At 73.0% G+C, this 21,809-nt stretch carries 19 protein-coding genes; 18 read left to right on the top strand and 1 reads right to left on the bottom strand.

Annotated features, from left to right (window positions below):
* Positions 1-244 precede the first annotated feature (244 nt).
* From RKE38_RS11660 to RKE38_RS11575, 18 genes are all read left to right on the top strand, one after another.
* Positions 245-2,032: a penicillin-binding protein 2 gene (locus RKE38_RS11660; RefSeq protein ID WP_316007659.1), complete on the top strand. Its 1,788-nt coding sequence runs from the start codon at positions 245-247 to the stop codon at positions 2,030-2,032.
* Positions 2,033-2,049: 17 nt separating this feature from the next.
* Positions 2,050-3,606, top strand: coding sequence for a UDP-N-acetylmuramoyl-L-alanyl-D-glutamate--2,6-diaminopimelate ligase (locus tag RKE38_RS11655; protein ID WP_316007658.1), 1,557 nt, complete (start codon positions 2,050-2,052; stop codon positions 3,604-3,606).
* A 5-nt stretch (positions 3,607-3,611) separates the two neighbouring features.
* On the top strand, positions 3,612-5,054 hold the full coding sequence (murF, locus tag RKE38_RS11650) for a UDP-N-acetylmuramoyl-tripeptide--D-alanyl-D-alanine ligase (protein ID WP_410055462.1): 1,443 nt from the start codon (positions 3,612-3,614) through the stop codon (positions 5,052-5,054).
* Positions 5,051-6,133, top strand: coding sequence for a phospho-N-acetylmuramoyl-pentapeptide-transferase (mraY, locus tag RKE38_RS11645; RefSeq protein WP_316007656.1), 1,083 nt, complete (start codon positions 5,051-5,053; stop codon positions 6,131-6,133). The genes murF and mraY overlap by 4 nt, the downstream gene beginning before the upstream one ends.
* Positions 6,130-7,629, top strand: a complete 1,500-nt coding sequence (gene murD, locus RKE38_RS11640) for a UDP-N-acetylmuramoyl-L-alanine--D-glutamate ligase (protein WP_316007655.1) — start codon at positions 6,130-6,132, stop codon at positions 7,627-7,629. Before mraY ends, murD begins: the two co-directional genes overlap by 4 nt.
* A 3-nt stretch (positions 7,630-7,632) precedes the next feature.
* Positions 7,633-8,898, top strand: coding sequence for a putative lipid II flippase FtsW (ftsW, locus tag RKE38_RS11635; protein WP_316007654.1), 1,266 nt, complete (start codon positions 7,633-7,635; stop codon positions 8,896-8,898).
* The gene (gene murG / locus RKE38_RS11630) at positions 8,898-10,013 is read left to right on the top strand and encodes an undecaprenyldiphospho-muramoylpentapeptide beta-N-acetylglucosaminyltransferase (RefSeq protein ID WP_316007653.1); all 1,116 of its coding nucleotides are present in this window, start codon (positions 8,898-8,900) and stop codon (positions 10,011-10,013) included. The genes ftsW and murG overlap by 1 nt, the downstream gene beginning before the upstream one ends.
* Positions 10,010-11,449, top strand: coding sequence for a UDP-N-acetylmuramate--L-alanine ligase (murC, locus tag RKE38_RS11625; protein ID WP_316007652.1), 1,440 nt, complete (start codon positions 10,010-10,012; stop codon positions 11,447-11,449). The genes murG and murC overlap by 4 nt, the downstream gene beginning before the upstream one ends.
* Positions 11,446-12,189 (top strand): cell division protein FtsQ/DivIB, encoded by a 744-nt coding sequence (locus RKE38_RS11620; RefSeq protein WP_316007651.1) that lies wholly within the window; start codon positions 11,446-11,448, stop codon positions 12,187-12,189. Before murC ends, RKE38_RS11620 begins: the two co-directional genes overlap by 4 nt.
* Positions 12,190-12,490: 301 nt before the next feature.
* A complete protein-coding gene (ftsZ, locus tag RKE38_RS11615) occupies positions 12,491-13,771 on the top strand; it encodes a cell division protein FtsZ (protein ID WP_316007650.1) in 1,281 nt (426 codons plus the stop codon).
* A 68-nt stretch (positions 13,772-13,839) separates the two neighbouring features.
* On the top strand, positions 13,840-14,565 hold the full coding sequence (pgeF, locus tag RKE38_RS11610) for a peptidoglycan editing factor PgeF (protein WP_316007649.1): 726 nt from the start codon (positions 13,840-13,842) through the stop codon (positions 14,563-14,565).
* Entirely contained in the window at positions 14,562-15,290 is a 729-nt protein-coding gene (locus tag RKE38_RS11605) for a YggS family pyridoxal phosphate-dependent enzyme (RefSeq protein ID WP_316007648.1), read from the top strand. Before pgeF ends, RKE38_RS11605 begins: the two co-directional genes overlap by 4 nt.
* Positions 15,291-15,339: 49 nt before the next feature.
* Complete coding sequence (locus RKE38_RS11600) at positions 15,340-15,825, top strand: cell division protein SepF (RefSeq protein ID WP_310157764.1); 486 nt, start codon at positions 15,340-15,342, stop codon at positions 15,823-15,825.
* A gap of 45 nt (positions 15,826-15,870) precedes the next feature.
* The gene (locus tag RKE38_RS11595) at positions 15,871-16,158 is read left to right on the top strand and encodes a YggT family protein (protein ID WP_310157766.1); all 288 of its coding nucleotides are present in this window, start codon (positions 15,871-15,873) and stop codon (positions 16,156-16,158) included.
* 151 nt (positions 16,159-16,309) lie between these two features.
* Positions 16,310-17,455 (top strand): DivIVA domain-containing protein, encoded by a 1,146-nt coding sequence (locus RKE38_RS11590; protein WP_316007647.1) that lies wholly within the window; start codon positions 16,310-16,312, stop codon positions 17,453-17,455.
* 303 nt (positions 17,456-17,758) lie between these two features.
* The gene (locus RKE38_RS11585; protein ID WP_316007646.1) at positions 17,759-18,652 is read left to right on the top strand and encodes a TraR/DksA family transcriptional regulator; all 894 of its coding nucleotides are present in this window, start codon (positions 17,759-17,761) and stop codon (positions 18,650-18,652) included.
* Complete coding sequence (lspA, locus tag RKE38_RS11580; RefSeq protein WP_316007645.1) at positions 18,625-19,224, top strand: signal peptidase II; 600 nt, start codon at positions 18,625-18,627, stop codon at positions 19,222-19,224. The genes RKE38_RS11585 and lspA overlap by 28 nt, the downstream gene beginning before the upstream one ends.
* A complete protein-coding gene (locus tag RKE38_RS11575; RefSeq protein WP_316007644.1) occupies positions 19,217-20,140 on the top strand; it encodes an RluA family pseudouridine synthase in 924 nt (307 codons plus the stop codon). The genes lspA and RKE38_RS11575 overlap by 8 nt, the downstream gene beginning before the upstream one ends.
* A 9-nt stretch (positions 20,141-20,149) precedes the next feature.
* On the opposite strand, the gene RKE38_RS11570 is transcribed toward RKE38_RS11575, so the two are convergent.
* Positions 20,150-21,409 carry an MFS transporter gene (locus RKE38_RS11570; protein ID WP_316007643.1) on the bottom strand — a complete coding sequence of 420 codons (1,260 nt, stop codon included), beginning with the start codon at positions 21,407-21,409 and terminating at the stop codon, positions 20,150-20,152.
* Positions 21,410-21,809: the final 400 nt, after the last annotated feature.

Below are 21,809 nucleotides of genomic sequence, written 5' to 3'. Positions count from 1 at the left end.
GTCCTCGTCGGGGCGGCCGCCCGGCGTCCCCGGCCGACCCGCCTCCCGGTCCACGGCCCGGCCCGGCGCCCAGCACCCCAAGGCGTCCGCGGCCCGACCGCGCGGGCCGCAGGCGCGGGGCCAGCAGCCGGAGCGCCCGACCCGTCCGGCGCGTCCCGGCCCGGGCCGGGGGAGCGGGGGACCTCCACCCCGGCGTCCCGCCGCCAAGCCGGTGCGGCTCGGTGGCGGCAACCCGCGTCGGCGCATGCGCACGATGACGGTGGCCGTGCTGTTCGTCTTCAGCATCTTCGGCGCCCAGCTGCTGCGGCTGCAGGGCTTCGACGCAGCCGGCGTCTCCCAGACCGCCGAGTCCAAGCGGATGGGCACGATCGTCTACCCGGCCATGCGCGGCTCGATCCTCGACCGCAACGGCACCGTCCTCGCCTCCAGCATCGAGCGGCGCACCGTGACGGTCGACCAGACGGCCGTCCCGCAGTACACGAAGTCGGTCGGCGGGGTGCGCACCAAGGTCGGCGTCGCCGGTGCCGCGCAGGACCTCTCGCCGCTGCTGGGCATCGCCGTCCCCGAGCTGACGAAGATGCTCACCGGTGACGCGCGGTACCGCGTCCTGCAGAAGAACGTCACCCCGCTGAACTGGCGCAGGATCTCCGAGCTCGGCGTCAACGGCATCTACTCCGAGCCCACCAGCGAGCGGAACTACCCGACCTCGACCGCCGCGGCCTCGCTCGTCGGCTTCGTGCGCGCCGACGGCACCGCTGGTGGCGGCCTCGAGGTGCTCATGGACAAGGAGCTCAAGGGCAAGGCCGGCAAGACGATCTTCGAGCAGAGCCAGGACGGCCGGCCGATCCCGAACGCGCGGCAGGAGACGATCCCGGCGGTCCCGGGCAGGGACGTCCGGCTCACCATCGACTCGGACCTGCAGTGGTACGCCCAGAACACGGTGGCGCAGAAGGTCCAGGAGACCAAGGCGCTGTCGGGCACGGTCGTCGTCGAGAACGCGAAGACCGGCGAGCTGCTGGCCGTGGCGTCCTACCCCACGTTCGACCCGAACCAGCCCGGCCAGTCCAGCGACAACTGGACCAACAAGGCGTGGAGCGAGGTGTACGAGCCGGGGTCGACCGGCAAGGTCATGGCCGCTGCCGCCGCCCTGCAGGAGGGCGTGGTCACCCCGTCGACCGTCGTCGAGGTCCCCAACCGCCTCCCGCGCGCCGGGACGCGGTTCAAGGACAGCCACGACCACCCGACCGAGTACCTCACCTTCGCCGGGGTGCTGGCCCAGTCGAGCAACATCGGCACCATCCTGGCGACCGAGAAGGTCGGGGCGGCCAAGACCTACAGCTACTTCCGCAAGTTCGGACTTGGCGCCACGTCGGGCATGGACTTCCCCGGCGAGGGCCCGGGCCTGCTCACCAACTACAAGGACTGGAGCGGATCGCAGCGTTACACCGTGCTGTTCGGGCAGGGCCTGGCCGTCAACGCCCTCCAGGCGGCGGGCGTCTTCCAGACGATCGCGAACGACGGCGTGCGGATCCCGCCGCGCATCGTGGCCGGCGTCAGCGACGGGCACGGCGGCTTCACCCCGGCGGCCCGTCCCGACCCCGTGACGGTGGTCTCGCCCAAGGTCGCCAAGCAGGTGCGCGACATGCTCGAGGGCGTCGTCGGCAAGGAGGGGACGGCGCCCGAGGCCAAGATCGACGGGTACCGCGTCGCCGGCAAGACGGGCACCGCCGACCGCTACGACTCCCGCACCGGCGGCTACTCGGGCAAGACGGCGAGCTTCATCGGGTTCGCCCCGGCCGACGACCCGCAGATCGTCGTGGCGGTGACGCTCCAGCGCCCCATCAAGGGCTACTTCGGCGGTGCCGTGGCCGGCCCGGTCTTCCACGACGTCATGACGTACGCGCTGCAGGAGCTGCAGATCCCCCCGACCGGCACCAAGTCCCCGGTCGCGGTCATCCGGCCCAAGGAGACCCCGTCGCCCAGCGACCCCACCGTCATCCGCGACCACGGCTCCTCTGGCTCCGGCCCCTGACGGTAGGCTCGCTCTCCGTGTCTTTCCCCCGCCCGGCGTCCCCGCACGCGACCCCGCTGTCGACGCTGGCGACCCTCGTCGGCGGCACCCTCGTGGGCGCCGACACCCCTGTCACGGGGGTGACCCTCGACTCGCGCGAGGTGTGCGAGGGCGACCTCTACGCCGCCCTCCCGGGTGCGACGGCCCACGGTGCGTCGTATGCCACGGGCGCGGCCGAGCTGGGGGCCGTGGCGGTCCTCACGGACCGGGCGGGCGCGCAGGTCCTCGACGACGCCGGAGTCCCGCTGCCCCGCGTCGTCGTGGAGCAGCCGCGCTCGGTCGTCGGGGCCGTCGCCTCGCGGGTCTTCGGCACCACCGAGCTGCCCCTGACCATGTACGGCATCACGGGGACCAACGGCAAGACCACGACGGCATACCTCCTCAGCTCGGCGCTGCGCGCCCTCGGCAGGCGCACCGGGCTCATCGGCACCGTCGAGACGCGGATCGGCGACGAGCGCATCCGCTCGGTGCGCACGACCCCCGAGGCCCCGGTGCTCCACGCCCTGCTCGCGGTCATGGCCGAGCGCGAGCTGGACGACTGTGTCATGGAGGTCTCGAGCCACGCGCTGGCCCAGCACCGCGTGGACGGCGTCGTCTACGACCTCGCCCTCTTCACGAACCTGTCGCAGGACCACCTCGACTTCCACCCGACGATGCGCGACTACTTCCTCGCGAAGGCCTCGCTCTTCACGCCTGAGCGGGCTCGCCGCGGGCTGGTCTGCGTCGACGACGAGTGGGGCCGCGAGCTGGCGGCGACCGCCGGCGTGCCCGTGACGACCCTGACCTCGCTGCCCGACGTCGAGGCCGACTGGCGGCTCACGGTCGAGCCCGGCGACGCCGCCCGGTTCGAGCTCGGCGACGGCACCACCACCCTGCGGCTGCGCTCGGCGCTGCCCGGCGACTTCAACCGTGTCAACACCGCGATGGCCGCCCTGGCCCTGGTCCTGCGTGGCACGTCCGTGGCGCAGGTCGAGGAGGCCATGGCGCAGGACCCGCACGTGCCGGGCCGCATGGAGCCGGTCACCCCGACCGGCGCCGGCCCTGGAACCTCGGACGCCGGGCTGCCGCTCGTGGTGGTCGACTACGCGCACACCCCGGACGCCGTCGCGGCGGCGCTGGCGGCCCTGCGCGCCTCCACCCGGGGTGCGCTGGTGGTCGTGCTCGGGGCCGGGGGAGACCGCGACCGGGGCAAGCGCGAGGCGATGGGCCGGGCCGCCGCCGAGGGGGCGGACATCGTCCTGGTCACCGACGACAACCCGCGCTCGGAGGACCCGGCCGAGATCCGCCGCGCCGTCCTCGAGGGCGCACAGGCGGCAGGGACCCCGGCCGAGCTGCACGACGTGGCCGGCCGGGCCGAGGCGATCCGGCGGGCGGTGCGCGCAGGCCGCGACGCGGGGCCGGGCAGCGTGGTGGCGGTGGTCGGCAAGGGACACGAGACGGGACAGGAGGTCGCTGGGACGGTGCACCCCTTCGACGACAGGGACGTGGCGCGTGCCGCCCTCGACGAGCTGACCCGGGCGGGGGAGACCGCGTGATCCCCATGACCCTCGCCGAGGTCGCCGAGATCACCGGCGGCAGGCTCCACGGCATCGACGCCGCCGCGGCCGCCGCCCTCGTGGTCGACGGGCCCGTCGTCACCGACTCCAGGGAGGCGGGCCCGGGAGGGCTCTACGTCGCCCGGGTCGGCGAGCACGCCGACGGCCACGCCTTCGTCGCCCCCGCCAAGGAGCTGGGGGCGGTGGCGGCGATGACCACGCGCCCGGTCGAGGACCTGCCCTGCGTCGTCGTCGACGACATCCAGGACGGCCTCGCCACCCTGGCGCGAGCGGTCGTCGACCGGCACCCGGACCTGACCGTCATCGGCATCACCGGGTCGTCCGGCAAGACCTCGACCAAGGACCTGCTGGCCCACGTCCTGTCGCAGGCCGCGCCCACCGTCGCTCCGGTGGGCTCGCTCAACTCCGAGGTGGGGGTGCCCCTCACCGTCTTCCGCGTCACGCCCGACACGCGCTACCTCGTCGCCGAGATGGGCGCGCGCGGGAGGGGCCACATCCGCTACCTCACGACCATCGCGCCGCCCCGGATCGGGCTCGAGCTCAACGTCGGGTCCGCCCACGTGGGCGAGTTCGGCTCCCGCGAGGCGATCGCCGTCGCCAAGGCCGAGCTCGTCGAGGCCCTGCCCACCGACGGCGTGGCCGTCCTCAACGCCGACGACACCGCGGTGCGCGCGATGGCAGCCAAGACGCAGGCCCGGGTCGTGCTGGTCGGCACCGCCGCCGACGCCGAGGTCCGCGCCGACGACGTCACCCTCGACGCCCAGGGACGCCCGTCGTTCCGGCTCACGACGCCGCAGGGGACGGCCGACGTCACCCTGCAGCTGCACGGCGAGCACCACGTCGCCAACGCCCTCTCGGCGGTCGCCGCGGCCCTGGCCTGCGGCCTCGACCTCGACTCGACGGTGAGGGCGCTGGCCACGGCCACGGCCGCCTCGCGGTGGCGGATGGAGGTCACCGAACGCCCCGACGGCGTCACGGTCGTCAACGACGCCTACAACGCCAACCCCGAGTCGATGCGGGCCGCGCTCAAGGCCCTCGTGGCGATGAGCCGCGCCGACGACGGCACCCCGCGGCGCACCTGGGCCGTCCTCGGCTCGATGCTCGAGCTCGGCGAGGAGTCGACCACCGAGCACGACGCCATCGGGCGGCTCGCCGTCCGCCTCAACATCAGCCGCCTCGTCGTCGTCGGCGAGACCGCCCGGCCCATGGCCACCGGCGCCCAGCACGAGGGCTCGTGGGGCCAGGAGGCCGTGTGGGTCCCCGATGCCGACGCCGCCTACGATCTGCTTGCCGAGACACTCGCCCCGGGAGACGTCGTGTTGTTCAAGTCCAGCCGCGACGCCGGGCTACGGTGGCTCGGGGACAAGGTGGCCGGCGACGCCGGACCCACGGCCGGAGCCGGCGGCACCGAGGAGGACGCGACGTGAAGGCGGTGCTGGCGGCAGCCGTCATCTCCCTCGTGGGTGCCCTGCTGGGGACCCCGTTGTTCATCAAGTTCCTGGTGCGCCAGGGCTACGGGCAGTTCATCCGCGACGACGGCCCGACCTCGCACCACACCAAGCGCGGCACACCCACCATGGGTGGTGCCGTCATCATCGGCTCGAGCCTCGGGGCATACGCCCTCGCCCACCTCGTCACCATGACGCCGCTCACCTGGAGCGGCGTCCTCGTGCTGTTCCTCATGGCGGGGCTGGGGCTGGTCGGCTTCCTCGACGACTACATCAAGATCTCCAAGCAGCGCAGCCTCGGCCTGCGCTCCGGGGAGAAGCTCGCGGGCCAGACGCTGGTCGCCGTCGTCTTCGCCGTGCTGGCGCTGCAGTTCCCCAACAGCCACTGGCGCACGCCGGCCTCGACCCAGATCTCCTTCGTCCGCGACACGCCCTTCAACCTGGCCTTCGCCGGGCCGCTCATCGGGCTGGTCCTGTTCGTCATCTGGGCCAACCTCATGATCGCCGGCACGTCCAACGGCGTGAACCTCACCGACGGCCTCGACGGCCTCGCGACCGGCGCCTCGGTGATGGTGTTCGCGGCCTACGTCCTCATCGGCATCTGGCAGGGCAACCAGAACTGCCAGATCACCCCGGGCCTGAAGTGCTACGAGGTGCGCGACAGCCGCGACCTGGCGGTGGTGGCGGCTGCCTGCATGGGTGCGTGCTTCGGCTTCCTGTGGTGGAACGCCTCGCCGGCCAAGATCTTCATGGGTGACACCGGCTCGCTCGCCCTCGGTGGTGCGCTGGCCGGGCTCGCGATCACCACCCGCACCGAGCTGCTCATCATCATCCTGGGCGGCCTGTTCGTCGCGATCACGCTGTCGGTGATCATCCAGGTCGGCTCGTTCAAGCTCACCGGCAAGCGGGTGTTCCGGATGGCGCCGTTGCAGCACCACTTCGAGCTGCTGGGCTGGAACGAGGTCACCATCGTCATCCGGTTCTGGATCGTCGCAGGACTGTTCGTGGCGCTCGGCCTCGGGCTGTTCTACGCCGAGTGGGTGGTGGGCGCCCAGTGAGCGGTGCACCGGTCGGGGGCCGCCTCGACGGCCTCACCAACGCCTCCGCCGACTGGAGCGGGCTGCGCGTCCTCGTCGCCGGGCTCGGCGTGAGCGGCTTCGCCGCCGCGGACGCCCTGCACGAGCGCGGAGCCGTCGTCGTCGGCGTGGACGGCGGGGACCCCGCCGTCAACACCGCGCTGGGCGAGCGGGCGCGGATCCTCGACATCCTGGGCGTCGACGTCCGCCTGGGCCCCGAGCACGTGGCCGGTATGCCGCAGGGCTGGGACGCCGACCTTGTCGTCACCTCCCCGGGGTGGCGGCCGGACCAACCCCTGCTCGCCGAGGCCGCCGCCCGAGGCGTGCCGGTCTGGGGCGAGGTCGAGCTCGCCTGGCGCATGCGCCAGGCCGTCGGGCCGGCCCCGTGGCTCACCGTCACGGGCACCAACGGCAAGACGACCACGGTCGAGATGCTCGCCTCGATGCTGCGCGCGGCCGGGCTGCGCGCCACCGCGGCCGGCAACGTGGGCACCCCGATCCTCGAGGCCGTGCTGCACCCCGAGCCGTACGACGTCATCGCCGTCGAGCTCTCCAGCTTCCAGCTGCACTGGTCGGACTCGCTGGCCCCGCACGCCTCCGCCTGCCTCAACCTCGCGCCCGACCACCTCGACTGGCACGGCTCGATGGAGGCCTACCGGCTGGCCAAGGGCAAGGTCTACGCGAACACCAAGGTCGCCTGCGTCTACAACGTGCAGGACCCGGTGACCGAGCAGCTCGTCATGGACGCCGAGGTGCAGGAGGGCTGCCGGGCCATCGGCTTCACCCTGGGCACGCCCGGGCTGTCGATGGTGGGCCTCGTCGACGACGTCCTCGCCGACCGCGCCTTCGTCGAGGAGCGCCGCACGTCCGCGGCCGAGCTCGCGACGCTGGCCGACGTGCAGGGGTCCTCCGCCGTCCTGGCCACGCACAACGTCGCGAACGCCCTCGCCGCCGCAGCGCTCGCCCGTGCCTACGGCGTGCCCCCGGTCGCGGTGCGCGACGGCCTGCGGGCGTTCCGGCCCGAGCCCCACCGCATCGCCCAGGTCGGGGAGGTCGACGGGGTCCGCTTCGTCGACGACTCCAAGGCCACGAACCCGCACGCGGCCGCTGCGTCACTGCACTCGTTCGAGAAGGTCGTCTGGGTGGCGGGGGGCCTGCTCAAGGGCGCCGACGTCGACGACCTCGTCAAGGACGCCGCGAGCCGCCTGCGGGGCGTCGTGCTCATCGGCGCCGACCGCGAGCAGATCGCGCAGGCGCTCGCCCGACACGCGCCGGATGTCCCCGTCGTGGACGTCCCGAGCACGGACACTGGGGTCATGGACGTCGTCGTGACGCGTGCGGCCGAGCTCGCCGAGCCGGGTGACGTCGTGCTGCTGGCGCCGGCGGCGGCGTCGATGGACATGTTCCCCAACTACGGCGCGCGGGGCGATGCCTTCGCAGCGGCGGTCGCCCGTCGTGCCGGCAGCGCAGGAGAGTAGGCCGTGAGCAGTGCCACCACCGCGTCCCCGGGGGCGCGGAAGGCGTCGCGCGCCGGCGACGAGCGCCTCAGCGGCTGGCTGGGCCGGCTCGACTCGCCCGTCACCAGCTACTACGTCCTGCTGTCGGTCTCGGTCGTGCTCGTCGTCATCGGGCTGATCATGGTGCTGTCGGCCTCGTCGGTGAAGTCGCTCGTCGAGTCCCACAACGGCACCCCGTACCTCTACTTCCGCAAGCAGCTGCTCTTCGCCGCCCTCGGCGGGATCGCGATGCTCGTCGCCAGCCGCATCCCGGTCCGTGGCTGGAAGGCGATGTCGCTGCCGATCCTGGCCGCCTCGCTGCTGGCCCAGCTCCTCGTCTTCACCCCGCTCGGCGTCACCGTGAACGGCAACCGCAACTGGCTCGGCTTCGGCAGCTTCACGATCCAGCCCTCGGAGTTCGCCAAGATCGGCCTCGTCCTCGTGGGCGCCGCACTGCTGTCCGCGCGGCGACGCTCGCTGGACCGGGTCAAGAACGTCATCGTCCCCTTCCTGGTGCCGTGCGCGCTCGTGACGCTGGGCCTGGTGCTCGGCGGCGGTGACCTCGGCACCGCCATCGTCATGGGCGGCATCATCGGCGCCGTGCTGTTCACGGCGGGCGTCCCGCGCAAGCTGTTCGCCTGGGGCGTCGCCGGCATGGCCGCCGCCGCGGTCACCCTCATCGTGACCAGCCCCAACCGGCTGGGCCGGTTCGACGTCTGGCTCGGCAAGGACACCGACCCCTACGGCGCGGCGCGCCAGCCGCTGCACGGCCGGTACGCCCTCGCCGACGGTGGCTGGTGGGGCGTCGGCCTCGGCGCGAGCCGGGAGAAGTGGCAGTGGCTCCCGGAGGCCCACAACGACTTCATCTTCGCGATCCTCGGCGAGGAGCTCGGCCTCCCGGGCACCCTCGTCCTGCTCGGCCTGTTCTGCGTCTTCGCGCTGATCTGCTACCGCATCGTGCTGCGCACCGACGACCTGTTCGTCAAGATCGCGACGGGCGGCTTCATGGCGTGGATCGTCGTGCAGGCCTTCGTCAACATCGGTGCCGTGATCGGCCTGCTGCCGGTCATCGGGCTGCCGCTCCCGCTCGTCTCCTACGGCGGGTCCTCGCTCATGACGACCATGGTGGCGCTCGGCATCCTGCTGTCGTTCGCCCGGGCCGAACCGGGGTGCGGCGAAGCCCTGTCCGCCAAGCCGTCCGTGGTGCGCCGCACCATCGCCGTCCTGCCCGGGCGGAGGGGGAGGGACTGATGGCCACCGCGACCCCGACGTCCGTCCTGCTGGCCGGCGGCGGGACGGCCGGGCACGTCTCCCCGCTGCTGGCCCTGGCCGACTGCCTGCGCCGGCGCCACCCCGACCTCACCGTCACCGCGCTCGGCACCGAGACCGGGCTGGAGTCCCGCCTCGTCCCCGACCGCGGCTACCGCCTCCTGACCGTCCCGAAGGTGCCGCTACCGCGCAAGCCCTCCGGTGACCTGCTGCGCCTGCCCACGAACCTGCGCGGGGCCGTTCGCGCCGCCGAGCGCGCCATCGAGGAGACCGGCGCCCAGGTGGTCGTCGGCTTCGGCGGCTACGTGTCGACACCGGCATACCTCGCCGCGCGGCGGTGCCACGTGCCGGTCGTCGTGCACGAGCAGAACGCCCGTCCCGGCCTGGCGAACCGCGTCGGGGCGCGGATGACGACCCACGTCGCCACGACCTTCCCGAGTACCCGCCTGGCCCACGCCACCGCGATCGGCATGCCGCTGCGTCCCGAGATCGCCCACCTCGACCGGGCGGTATCGCGAGCCGAGGGGCTCGCGCACTTCGGGCTCGACGACCACTGGCCCACCCTCCTGGTCACCGGTGGTTCGCTGGGGGCCCAGCGCCTCAACGCCACGTTCGAGGCCCGTGCTGCGCAGCTGCGCGCATCCGGGGTGCAGGTGCTGCACCTGACGGGCGCCGGCAAGGAGTTCACGCCGGTCCTGGAGGGCGAGGGACCGCCGTACGTCGTGGCCCCCTACACCGACCGCATGGACCTCGCGTATGCCGCGGCCGACCTCGTCGTCGCGCGCGCCGGTGCCAACACCGTGTGCGAGCTGACTGCGGTGGGGCTGCCTGCCGTCTACGTCCCGCTGCCGATCGGCAACGGCGAGCAGCGCTTCAACGCCGCCGACGTCGTCGCCGCCGGTGGTGGCCTCCTCGTCGACGACACCCAGGCCACCCCCGAGTGGGTCGACTCGGCCCTGCTGCCGCTGCTGACCGACCGCGCGCGCGTCGACGCGATGGCCGCTGCTGCCGCCTCGGTGGGGGAGCGCGGCGCCGACGAGCTGCTCGCCGACATGGTCGAGGCCGCGTACGCCGAGTCGCTGGAGGGCCGGCAGTGAACGGCCAGAACGCCCGCTTCGACTTCACCGAGCCGGTGCCGCCGCTCGAGGAGCTCGGAGCCGTCCACTTCATCGCCATCGGCGGCTCGGGCATGTCCGGGGTCGCGCGGGTGATGCTCGCCCGGGGCACCCGCGTCAGCGGGTCCGACGCCAAGGAGTCGCCGGTGCTCGCGGCGCTGGCGGCCGAGGGCGCCGACGTGCACGTCGGGCACGACCCGGCCCACCTCGAAGGCGTCGACACGGTGGTCATCTCCTCGGCCATCCGCGAGACCAACATCGAGCTCGCCGCCGCCCGGGATCGCGGCCTGCGCGTGCTGCACCGCTCGCAGGCGCTGGCCTCGACGATGGCCGGCTCGCGCCGGGTCGCGGTGGCGGGGGCCAACGGCAAGACGACCACGACCTCCATGCTCACCGTCGCGCTGCAGCACTGCGGCATCGACCCCTCGTTCGCGGCCGGGGGAGAGCTGGCCAAGCACGGCACCAACGCGCACTGGGGCACCGGCGACGTCTTCGTCGCCGAGGCCGACGAGAGCGACGGCTCGTTCCTCGTCTACCGCCCCGAGGTCGCCGTGGTCACCAACGTGCAGCCGGACCACCTCGACTTCTACGGCACCTTCGAGCGCGTGCAGGACGCGTACGCCGAGTTCGCTGCGTCGGTGCTGCCCGGCGGCCTGCTCGTGGCGTGCGAGGACGACGAGGGGTCCCGCCGGCTCGCCGAGCAGGCCCGGGCGGCGGGCACCCGCGTCCTGACCTACGGCTGGTCGCCGCAGGCGGACGTCGTCCTGGGGCAGGAGACGTTCCGCGGCCTCATGGCCCGGGCGACCCTCACCGGCCCCGACGGCGAGCCGCGGGTGCTGCGGGTCAACATCCCGGGCCGGCACAACCTGCTCAACGCCGCCGCGGCGTACACCGTCGCCGTCGAGGGGCTGGGCCAGGACCCGACCCGGGTGCTCGACGGGCTCTTCGGCTTCACCGGCACCCGCCGGCGGTTCGAGCCCAAGGGGTCGGCGGCGGGCGTGACGGTCGTCGACGACTACGCGCACAACCCGGGCAAGGTGGCAGCGGTCGTCTCGACCGGGCGCGACCTGGTCGACGGGCAGGGCCGTCTGGTCGTCGTGTTCCAGCCCCACCTGTTCTCCCGGACCCGCGACTTCGCCCGCGAGTTCGCGGCCGCGCTGCGCCCGGCGGACGCCGTCGTCCTCATGGACGTGTACGCCGCGCGCGAGGACCCGGTCCCCGGCGTCTCCTCCCAGCTGGTGGCCGACGCCCTGCTCGACCTCGAGCCCGGGGCGGACGTGCGGGTGGTCTCCTCGTGGACCGCCGTGCCGCAGGTGGTGGCCGGCCTCGCGGCCGACGGCGACCTCGTCCTCACCGTGGGCGCCGGCGACGTGACCATGATCGGCCCCGAGGTCCTGCGGGTCCTCGCGCAGGGATGAGCGGTCGCAGCACGCCGCGCGGCCTGGCCTCGTCGCGCGACCGGTTCCAGCAGCGCGCCACGTTCGCGCGGCGCCGCCCGCTGCGCCTGTGGGGGTATGCCGCGGGGGCCGTCGCCGTCGTCGCACTGCTGGTGTGGCTGGTCGCCTGGAGCCCCGTGCTGGCGGTGCGCAGCGTCGAGGTCGTGGGGGTGCCGGAGGCGGAGGTCGCGCCGATCACGGCCCTCGCGAAGGTCCCGATGGGGGAGCCGCTGGCGCGGGTGGACACCCGTGGCGTCGCAGCCCGGGTGGCCGAGCGAGCCACGCTCGCCGACGTCTCGATCGAGCGCTCGTGGCCCAGCACCCTGGTCATCCACGCCAGCCCGCGCGTGCCCTTCCTCGTCGTCAAGAACCCTCAAGGTCAACTGAAGGTTGTGGACGAGACGGGGGTCGCGTACGCGGAGGTGACCACCGCCCCGAAGGGCGTGCCCGTCGTGAGCGCGGCCTCCGATGCAGCCCTGTCGCAGGACGCCCTGGCCACCGCTGTCAGCGTGGTCCGGGTGTTGCCGGACTCCCTCCAGCGGCGGGTGTCGGCGGTGACCGTGAGCAGCGCCAACCTGGTGACGATGAAGGTGGGCCGCACGACGATCGTGTGGGGTGGTGTGGCCGAGCCGGAGCGCAAGCTGGCCATCGTCGAGGCGCTGCTGAGGACACCCCACTCCGTCATCGACGTCAGCGCCCCGAACACGCCGGTCACCCGCTGACCCCGCGCTCGGCCGCGGGCCGCGACGCCGCTGGGCCGGCCGGTGGACGTCCCGTGGCCGGCCAGCGTCGGAAGGGGCCCGTGGGTCCGGTGTGACGGGTGTGACAGACTGCCCGCGGCCCGGTCCGCAAAACACCCTCCTGCAGGCAATCCGTGCTGCGACACGCGGACGGCCTCGTTGCCTGCCATTGCCCCCACGCATACCGTCGGCGGCACCGGAAGTCGTTGGGACACCAGGCATAACTCTCAACTTCACGTCTAGACACCAGCACCCAGCAGCACCCCCAGGAGAGGCCCACGCCGTGGCAGCACCGCAGAACTACTTGGCCGTCATCAAGGTCGTCGGCATCGGCGGTGGTGGCGTCAACGCCATCAACCGCATGATCGAGGTCGGCCTCAAGGGCGTGGAGTTCATCGCCATCAACACCGACGCCCAGGCGCTGCTGATGAGTGACGCCGACGTCAAGCTCGACGTGGGCCGCGAGCTCACCCGCGGGCTCGGTGCCGGCGCGGACCCCGAGGTCGGCAAGAAGGCGGCCGAGGACCACGCCGAGGAGATCGAGGAGGTGCTCAAGGGCGCCGACATGGTCTTCGTGACCGCGGGCGAGGGCGGTGGCACGGGCACCGGTGGCGCGCCCGTCGTCGCGAAGATCGCCAAGGGCCTCGGGGCGCTGACGATCGGTGTCGTGACCCGGCCGTTCACCTTCGAGGGCCGCCGCCGGGCCAACCAGGCCGAGTCCGGCATCGGCAACCTGCGCGAGGAGGTCGACACCCTCATCGTCATCCCGAACGACCGGCTGCTGTCCATCAGCGACCGCGCCGTCTCGATGCTTGACGCGTTCCGGTCCGCCGACCAGGTGCTGCTCTCCGGTGTCCAGGGCATCACCGACCTCATCACCACGCCGGGCCTGATCAACCTCGACTTCGCGGACGTCAAGTCGGTCATGCAGGGCGCGGGCTCGGCGCTCATGGGGATCGGCTCCTCGCGCGGCGACGACCGTGCGGTGCAGGCCGCCGAGCTGGCCATCTCCAGCCCCCTGCTCGAGGCCAGCATCGACGGTGCCCACGGCGTCCTGCTGTCGATCCAGGGCGGCAGCGACCTCGGCCTGTTCGAGATCAACGAGGCGGCCCGCCTCGTCCAGGAGGCCGCGCACCCCGAGGCCAACATCATCTTCGGCGCCGTCATCGACGACGCCCTCGGCGACGAGGTCCGCGTGACGGTCATCGCGGCGGGCTTCGACGGGGGCGCCCCGCTGAAGCGCGAGAACGAGCGGGCGATCGGCCAGATCCAGGGCGCCAGCCGTCCGGCCCAGCAGGCGCAGCCGAACTCGCACGCGGCCGCCCCGGCGGCTCCGGCGCCGACGCAGCTGCCGCCCCAGCAGCCGGTCTCCCGCCCGGTCCCTGAGCAGCCGGTTCCCGCGCAGCAGCAGGCCCCGGCACGTCCCCGCGAGGACGACCCGGTGACGACCTCGCAGCCGCACCAGACGCAGCCCGCCGCGCCGCGCGAGCCGGTCGGCCGGCCGCCGCGCACCGTCACGTTCGACGAGGGCGACGACCTGGACGTGCCCGACTTCCTCAAGTGAGGTCAGCACCACGCCGACAGGGGGCGCCGGACGACATCGTCCGGCGCCCCCTGTCGTAGGTTGGGGCCGTGTTCTACTGGCGCGAGGAGAGCAGCCGGGTCCGGTGGGCCGTCACCGACCGGCTGGGCGGCACGAGCACCGGCGAGTTCGAGTCGCTCAACCTCGGAGGGCACGTCGGGGACGACCCGACCGCCGTGGAGGAGAACCGGCTGCGTGTCGCCACCTCGATGGGTCTGTCGCGCGACCGGCTGCTGTTCCTGGACCAGTGCCACGGGCGTGAGGTCCTGGTCGCCGACGGCCCGTGGCCGCCCGGCAGCCCGCCTCCGGCTGACGGCGTCGTGACGGCCGAACCCGGGCTGGGCCTGGCCGTGCTCGTCGCCGACTGCACGCCCGTGCTCCTCGCCGACCCCGACGCCGGGGTCGTGGGCGCGGTGCACGCCGGCCGGCCCGGCATGACCGCGGGCATCGTCGGTGTCGCCGTCGAGCGCATGCGCGACCTCGGCGCCCGCGACATCGCCGCCGTCGTCGGCCCGTCCGTCTGCGGGCGCTGCTACGAGGTGCCCGAAAAGATGCGCGCCGAGTCCGCCCGGGTCGCCCCGGAGTCGGCGACCGTCTCGTGGACCGGCACGCCGGCCATCGACGTCGCGGCCGGTGTCGTGTCCCAGCTGCGGGCGGGTGGCGTGTCGGTGCAGTGGCTGCCGGGCTGCGCCCGCGAGGAGCGCGACCTCTACTCCTACCGCCGGGACGGCCGCACCGGTCGGTTCGCCGGCGTCGTCGCGCTGGACGTCGCGTGAGTGCGGGCTGGCCGTCACCGGACTGGCCGGGGGACCGGCGGGCCGAGCTCGAGCACAACCTCGCAGCCGTGCATGCGCGCATCGAAGCGGCCTGTGCCGCAGCGGGTCGCGATCCCGCGGAGGTCACGCTCATCGCGGTGACCAAGTTCTTCCCCGCGAGCGACGTCGACCTGCTCGCCGATCTCGGGGTGCGGGCGGTGGGGGAGAACCGCGACCAGGAGGCGGCGGCCAAGTTCGCCGAGGTGACCCGGCGGGCGGACCTCCGCGTCCACTTCATCGGCCAGCTCCAGAGCAACAAGGCCTCCTCCGTCGTCGGGTATGCCGACGTCGTCCAGTCCCTCGACCGGGTCAAGCTCGTGGGGGCCCTCGACCGGGCGGCCGGCCGGGCGGGCCGCCGCCTGGAGGTGCTCGTCCAGGTCGCCCTCGACGAGGCGGAGGGGCGGGGCGGGGTGGTACCGGCGCAGGCGCCCGCCCTCGCGGACGCGGTGGCTGCGAGCGAGCACCTCGACCTGCGCGGGGTCATGGCCGTGGCCCCCCTCGGAGCCGACCCCGCGCCGGCCTTCGCCCGGCTGCGGGACGTCGCCGACGGCATACGCGCCTCCCATCCCGACGCGTCGTGGATCTCGGCGGGCATGAGCGGGGACCTCGAGCAGGCGGTCGCCCACGGGGCGACACACCTGCGTGTCGGCACCGCAATCCTCGGATCGCGCCAGTCACACCGGTAACTTCAGTCGCGGACGACCGCACACACGAAGAAGACCAAGGGAGCTCTCAATGGCTGGGGCGCTGCGCAAGACGATGGTGTACCTCGGGCTCGCCGAGGACGAGCAGTACGACGGCTACGACTACGACGACTACGACGAGCCGCAGCAGCAGCAGCGCCACGAGGCCCCCGCCCAGGAGCGGTCCGCCGCCGTCACCCCGCTGCCGCAGCGCACGCCGGTGGCCCGCGTCGTCCGCGACGTCGAGGTCGGGAACCTCAACCGCATCACCACGATCCACCCGCGGACGTACAACGAGGCCAAGAACATCGGCGAGAGCTTCCGCGACGGCACCCCGGTCATCATGAACCTTTCCGACATGGACGACGCCGACGCCAAGCGCCTCGTCGACTTCGCCGCCGGTCTGGTCTTCGGCCTGCACGGGTCGATCGAGCGCGTCACGTCCAAGGTCTTCCTGCTGTCGCCGGCCCACGTCGAGGTCTCCGCCGAGGAGGGCGTGCCCGCGCCGTCCGCGCGCGGCCTGTTCAACCAGAGCTGACCCCCGCCACCGGCCCCGGACAGCCCCGCATGGCAGGGTGAGCGCATGCTGCTCGGTTCGAACCCCGTCGCCAGCGTGGTGCGCTTCGTGGTCTTCCTCTTCTTCGTCGTCCTCCTCGGGCGGCTGGTGCTGGACTGGGTCCAGGCGTTCGCCCGCGACTGGCGGCCCCGCGGCGCGCTGCTCGTGGTGGCCGAGGCGGTCTACACCATCACGGACCCGCCGCTGAAGGCGCTGCGGCGCCTCATCCCGCCCCTGACGCTGGGCGCGGTGCGCCTCGACCTGGCCTTCCTCGTGCTCATGCTCGTGACGAGCGTGCTCATGGGGATCCTGTAGCCGGTCTCGGCGGTCGCCCGGTGTCGTCCGCAGGGGGAGACGGGTGGGGCGTGCGGGTCCAGTGGGACGACGCCATCCTCTAGGCTGACGGCACTGCCCGACTCTGCGATGCTTGACCTGCACTGCTCATGCCAGCCCAACGAGGTGACTAATGACGCTCAGTCCTGAGGACGTCCTCAACAAGAACTTCACGCCGACCCAGTTCCGGCGCGGTTACGACGAGCGCGAGGTGGACGACTTCCTGGACGAGGTCGTGGCCGAGATGCGCAAGCTCGTCAAGGACAGCGACGACCTGCGCGACCAGCTCAACGAGTGCCGCCAGAGCAAGGGCATGCCGGCCGTGGCCAAGCCCGACCCCGAGGCGCAGGCCAAGCGGGACGCCGAGGCCAAGGCCACCCAGGAGGCCGAGGCGAAGGCCAGGCGTGAGGCGGAGGAGCGCATCGCGGCCCTGACCGCCCAGGCGGAGGAGGCCGAGCGCGCCGCCCAGGAGCGGGTCGCCGAGGCCAACGCCAAGGCCCAGGAGGCCGAGCGCGTCGCCCAGGCCCGCGCCAAGGAGGCCGAGCAGGCGGCCCAGGAGCGGATCGCCAAGGCGCAGCAGGGTGTCGAGGCCCAGGCCGGTGAGGCCGAGGCCCGTGCGCAGGAGGCGGAGCAGCGCCTCGCCGCCGCCCAGCAGGAGGCCGAGCAGGCGCAGAAGCGTGCCGAGGAGGCCGAGGCCCGCGCCCAGGAGGCCCAGGCCCGTGCGGAGCAGGCCGCGGCCGCCGCGGCCCAGCCCGCCCCCCAGCCCGTGCAGCAGGGTGAGGGCAACGGCGCCGCCGCGCTGGCCGGTGCGGCCGTCGGTGGCGGCTCCAGCGCCGCCGCGCTGCTCGAGATGGCCCAGCGCCTGCACGACGAGCACGTCGGCCAGGGCGAGCAGACGCGCGACCGCCTCATCGCCGAGGCGCAGACCCGTCACGACGAGCTCGTGACCGAGGGCCAGTCCCGTCACGACGAGCTCCTCAGCACGGCGCAGTCGCGGCACGACCAGCTCGTCGCCGAGGCCGAGTCCAAGCACGAGCAGCTCATCACCGAGGCGCGCGAGCGCTCGACGGGCATGGTGCACGAGGCCCAGCAGAAGAAGGCCCAGATCCTCGAGGAGCTCGGCCGTGAGCGCACGATGCTCGAGAAGAAGATCGAGGAGCTGCGGGCGTTCGAGCGCAACTACCGCGCCCGCCTGAAGAGCTACATCGAGGACCAGCTCAAGGACCTCGACGACACGGCCGTCGAGCCGGCGGACGCTGCTGCCGAGAGCAACGGCTGACCCCGGTCAGGCTGAGCACGACGGCGCCCCACCGCTTCGGCGGTGGGGCGCCGTCGTCGCGTCCGAGGCCTGGTCGTCGCGGGCCGAGCGCCCGGGCGGGACCGGGGGACCTCCGTGTTTCGGAAGTTACGCGTTTTGCCGTTGAGTACGCAGCGTGCAGCGCTTATCCTCGCCGCACCTGTCCGCGCTCGGACCGCCGAGCGCTGTGGAAGCGAGGGGCGCGGCACCATGGTTGACACGGCGAGAGCCAGCACGACGGCGGCGGCCAGCCGAGCCCCGTCCCGGAGCTCCACGACGGCCCGCGTGGCGAAGGCCGCTCCCTCCTCGAAGGCGAAGACCACGAAGGCGGCGACGAAGTCCGCCCCCTCCTCGAAGGCGACAGCCACGAAGGCACCGGCAAAGAAGGCGCCGGCAAAGAAGGCGACGGCCACGAAGGCGGCGACCAAGTCCGCCTCGGCCTCGAAGGCGGCGACGAAGTCCGCCTCCGCCTCGAAGGCGACCGCCACCAAGGCTGCGCCGACCACCACAAAGGCCGCGACCAAGGCCACCCCGACCACGAAGGCGGCGCCCGTGAAGAAGAGTGCCGCGAAGGCCGCCCCCGCGAAGGCCGCGGCGACCAAGGCCTCGGCGACCAAGGCCGCCGCAACGACGAAGAAGGCCGCCGCGACGAAGGCCCAGCCGGCGAAGACGACGCCGACCAAGGCTGCGCCGGCCACGAAGACCGCTGCCACCAAGGCTGCCCCGGCCACCAGGACCGCCCCCGCGACCAAGGCGGCCCCCGCGAAGAAGGCGGCGAAGTCGCCTGCCTCGCTGGTCGTCCGCGCCGACGAGTCGCCGTGGACGGCGCAGGAGCTGAAGGCGATCCGCTCGGAGATCGAGGCGGACGTGCAGCGGCTGCGCAGCGAGATCACCGACGCCGAGGCGGAGCTCGTCGGACTCATGCGTGACGCGGGCGACGGCGCCGGCGACGACCAGGCCGACGCCGGAGCCAAGACCTTCGAGCGCGAGCAGGAGATCTCGCTGGCGAACAACGCCCGGGAGATGCTGGAGCAGAACCTCCACGCGCTCGAGCGGCTCGACAACGGCACCTACGGCGTGTGTGAGTCCTGCGGCAACCCGATCGGCAAACTTCGCCTCCAGGCCGCTCCTCGTGCGACCCTATGCGTGACATGCAAGACGAAGCAGGAGCGCCGCTGATCCCGGCCGACGACCACACCCCGTCCACCACCCCCACCACCTCGCCGCACCGGCGGCGGCTCTTCGTGCTCCTCGCTGCGGCGGCGGCCACGGCATACGTCGCCGACCAGGTGACCAAGGCCTGGGCCCTCGCCGCGCTGACGCCGGGCGACCCGGTGCCGCTGGTCGGTGACTTCATCCGGCTCAACCTCATCCGCAACCCCGGTGCCGCGTTCTCGATCGGCAACGGCGCGACGTGGGTGCTGACCCTCATCGCGTTCGGGGTGCTCGCGTTCATCGTGCGCACCGCCCGGCGCATCGGCAGCACCTCCTGGGCGTGGGCCCTGGGCCTGCTGTTCGGGGGCTCGGTCGGCAACCTCACCGACCGGATGGTCCGTGAGCCGGGGCCCGGGCGCGGCCACGTCGTGGACTTCATCGACTACTTCGGGCTGTTCATCGGGAACGTCGCCGACATCGCCATCGTCGGCGCCGCGGTGCTCATCGGCCTGCTGGCACTGCGGGGCATCGGCGTCGACGGCAGCCGGGCCGAGCACGGCCGCCACGAGGCCGGGCACGAGGCGACCCATGTCTGACACGCGCACCCTGTTCGTGCCAGACGGCCTCGAGGGGGAGCGGGTCGACGCCGCCCTCGCCCGCCTCTTCGGTGTCTCGAGGACCAAGGCCGCCGAGCTCGCGACCGCCGGCCACGTCCACGTGAACCACTCCAGCGCAGGCAAGTCCGACCGGGTGAGCGCCGGCGACCTCCTGGAGGTGGCCCTGCCGTCACCGCAGACCGGTCCCGGCGTCGAGGTCCGCGCCGAGCCGGTGCCGGGGATGACCATCGTCCACGACGACGACGACCTGGTCGTGGTCGACAAGCCCGTGGGGGTGGCGGCCCACCCCAGCGTCGGTTGGACAGGTCCCACGGTGGTCGGTGGCCTCGCGGCGGCCGGCTTCCGCATCGCGACGAGCGGCGCCAGCGAGCGGCAGGGCATCGTCTCCCGGTTGGACGTCGGCACGTCCGGCCTCATGGTCGTGGCCAAGTCCGAGCACGCGTACAGCGTCCTGAAGCAGGCGTTCCGCTCGCGGTCGGTCGACAAGAAGTACCACGCGCTCGTGCAGGGCCTGCCCGACCCCGTCGTCGGCACCATCGACGCGCCCATCGGCCGCCACCCGAGCTACGACTACAAGTTCGCCGTCATGGAGAAGGGCAAGCCGAGCGTCACGCACTACGAGGTGATCGAGGCGTTCCGCGCCGCGAGCCTGGTGGACGTGCACCTCGAGACCGGTCGCACGCACCAGATCCGGGTGCACTTCAGCGCGCTGCACCACCCGCTCGCCGGCGACCTCCCCTACGGTGCGGACCCGACGCTGGCGCGCCGGCTGGGTCTGGAGCGGCAGTGGCTGCACGCGGTCGGGCTGGGCTTCGAGCACCCGGGCACCGGCACGTACGTCTCCTTCGAGAGCCCGTACCCGCAGGACCTCCAGGACGCCCTCGACCTCCTGTGAGGCCGCGTCTCAGCCGGCGTGGGGCTCGGCCTCCCGGACCACCACGTCGGTGACGGCGCGCTCGCGGCGGGCCAGGCCGAGCAGCGGGAGGGCGAGTGCCTGGAAGGCCGCGCTGAGCAGGAACGTCGGCGCGTAGCCCGACAGGTCGGCGAGCCTCCCCAGCCCGGGCTGCAGGACCACGCCGCCGGCGGAGCCGAGCAGGGAGTCGAAGGACAGCACCGTCGCGCGCTGCCGCGACGGGATCAGGCCGTTGAGGTACGCCTGCCGCACCGGCACGGCAGCCGCGAACCCGAAGCTCCACGCGACGAGCAGGACGACCACCCCCGCGAAGCTGTCGACGAGGCCCACGGCCGCCAGCGCCACCGTGCTGGTCGCCAGCGCCAGCAGGAGCCAGCTCGTGCGGCGGTGGACCAGTCGCCGCATCCGCGGCCCGAGGAGGCCACCGACCACCTGCGCGCCGGCCACGATGGCCGCGGCGAGTCCCGCGATGCCGTATGCCGTGCGGCTGCCGTAGAGCTGCAGCAGGTAGGGCTGCATCGCGTAGAAGGCGTAGACGTTGACTCCGCCGATGAACGGCGACGTGAGCATGACCCAGCGCACGGGGCGCTGGCCGAGGCCCTGCTCGAGCGAGTCGTGCCAGATGCGGCCGACCTCGGCGCGGGGGCTCTTGCCGACCTCGGGCTCGAAGCCGAGGTCGTGCATGGCGACCCAGGCGACGACGAAGGTCAGCGCCAGCAGCACGGCGCGGGCGACGAACGGCAGGCCCAGGCTGCCCGCCTGGGCGAGCAGGCCGCCCCCGACCGAGCCGACGAGCATGGCCGCCCCCTGAACGGCCTGGCCGTTGCCGAACACCGCGTCCAGCTCACCCTCGTAGCCAGTGGAGGTGAGGGCGTCGACCAGCCACGCCTCCACGGCTCCGGAGAAGAAGGTGAACCCGAGGCCCAGGCCGACGGACACCAGCGCCCACCAGACGAAGTCGGCGTGCACGTGCCACATCCACACGTACAGCAGCGTCATGGCACACAGCGTCGACGCCCCGAGCAGGAAGGAGAGCCTGCGTCCGCGCAGGTCGGCGACGACACCGGTCGGGACCTCGAACGCCATCATCCCGGCGGTGAAGAACGCGTTGGCGGCGAACGCCTCGAAGTTGCTCAGGCCCGCGTCGAGCAGGAACAGGGTGTTCACGCCCCAGATGAGGGACGTCGCCAAGGTGGTGAGCAGCTGCAGGGTCAGGTACGTGCGCCGGACCGCAGCCGAGGCCGGGTTCACCATCGCAGTGTGCAGCAGGCGGGCAGGGGAGCACGAGGACCTTGCGGTTCCTGGTGCCCCGGGTGCGCAGCTCCGGTGCCGTCCGGCGTGCTCCTGGGGCATCGCCGCAGGTCAGAGCGCTGGTGGTCGTCCCGGACCGGGGGAGGCGGCCGCGGGGAAGGGCGGGATTTTGGTCCTCGGCCGGCACGGTGCTACAGTTTCGTCATCGCCGAACGCCAAGCGCGCGAGGTCCTGGACCGCCTCTTCTCGAGGCGGAGGGGATTTGACGCCCAAGATGCGAAGCGAATAACCTAGAACGGTTGCCCCGGAAACATCCGCGAGAAATCGCAGTGTTGATGGTGCGCGTCCGATCCTTGAGAACTCAACAGCGTGTCAAAAATCGATGCCAATAACCTCGTCT

Origin of the sequence: Phycicoccus sp. M110.8, from assembly GCF_032464895.1 — a bacterium.
In the GTDB taxonomy this organism is placed as follows: Bacteria; Actinomycetota; Actinomycetes; order Actinomycetales; family Dermatophilaceae; genus Pedococcus.
This window is presented reverse-complemented; position numbering and strand designations above follow the sequence as displayed.

Coding starts and splice junctions, on each gene's coding strand:
- lspA (WP_316007645.1), top strand. CDS start 18,625: ATGCAAGACGAAGCAGGAGCGCCGCTGATCCCGGCCGACGACCACACC.
- RKE38_RS11575 (WP_316007644.1), top strand. CDS start 19,217: ATGTCTGACACGCGCACCCTGTTCGTGCCAGACGGCCTCGAGGGGGAG.
- murG (WP_316007653.1), top strand. CDS start 8,898: ATGGCCACCGCGACCCCGACGTCCGTCCTGCTGGCCGGCGGCGGGACG.
- RKE38_RS11660 (WP_316007659.1), top strand. CDS start 245: ATGCGCACGATGACGGTGGCCGTGCTGTTCGTCTTCAGCATCTTCGGC.
- RKE38_RS11620 (WP_316007651.1), top strand. CDS start 11,446: ATGAGCGGTCGCAGCACGCCGCGCGGCCTGGCCTCGTCGCGCGACCGG.
- murF (WP_410055462.1), top strand. CDS start 3,612: ATGACCCTCGCCGAGGTCGCCGAGATCACCGGCGGCAGGCTCCACGGC.
- RKE38_RS11590 (WP_316007647.1), top strand. CDS start 16,310: ATGACGCTCAGTCCTGAGGACGTCCTCAACAAGAACTTCACGCCGACC.
- RKE38_RS11595 (WP_310157766.1), top strand. CDS start 15,871: ATGCTGCTCGGTTCGAACCCCGTCGCCAGCGTGGTGCGCTTCGTGGTC.
- RKE38_RS11600 (WP_310157764.1), top strand. CDS start 15,340: ATGGCTGGGGCGCTGCGCAAGACGATGGTGTACCTCGGGCTCGCCGAG.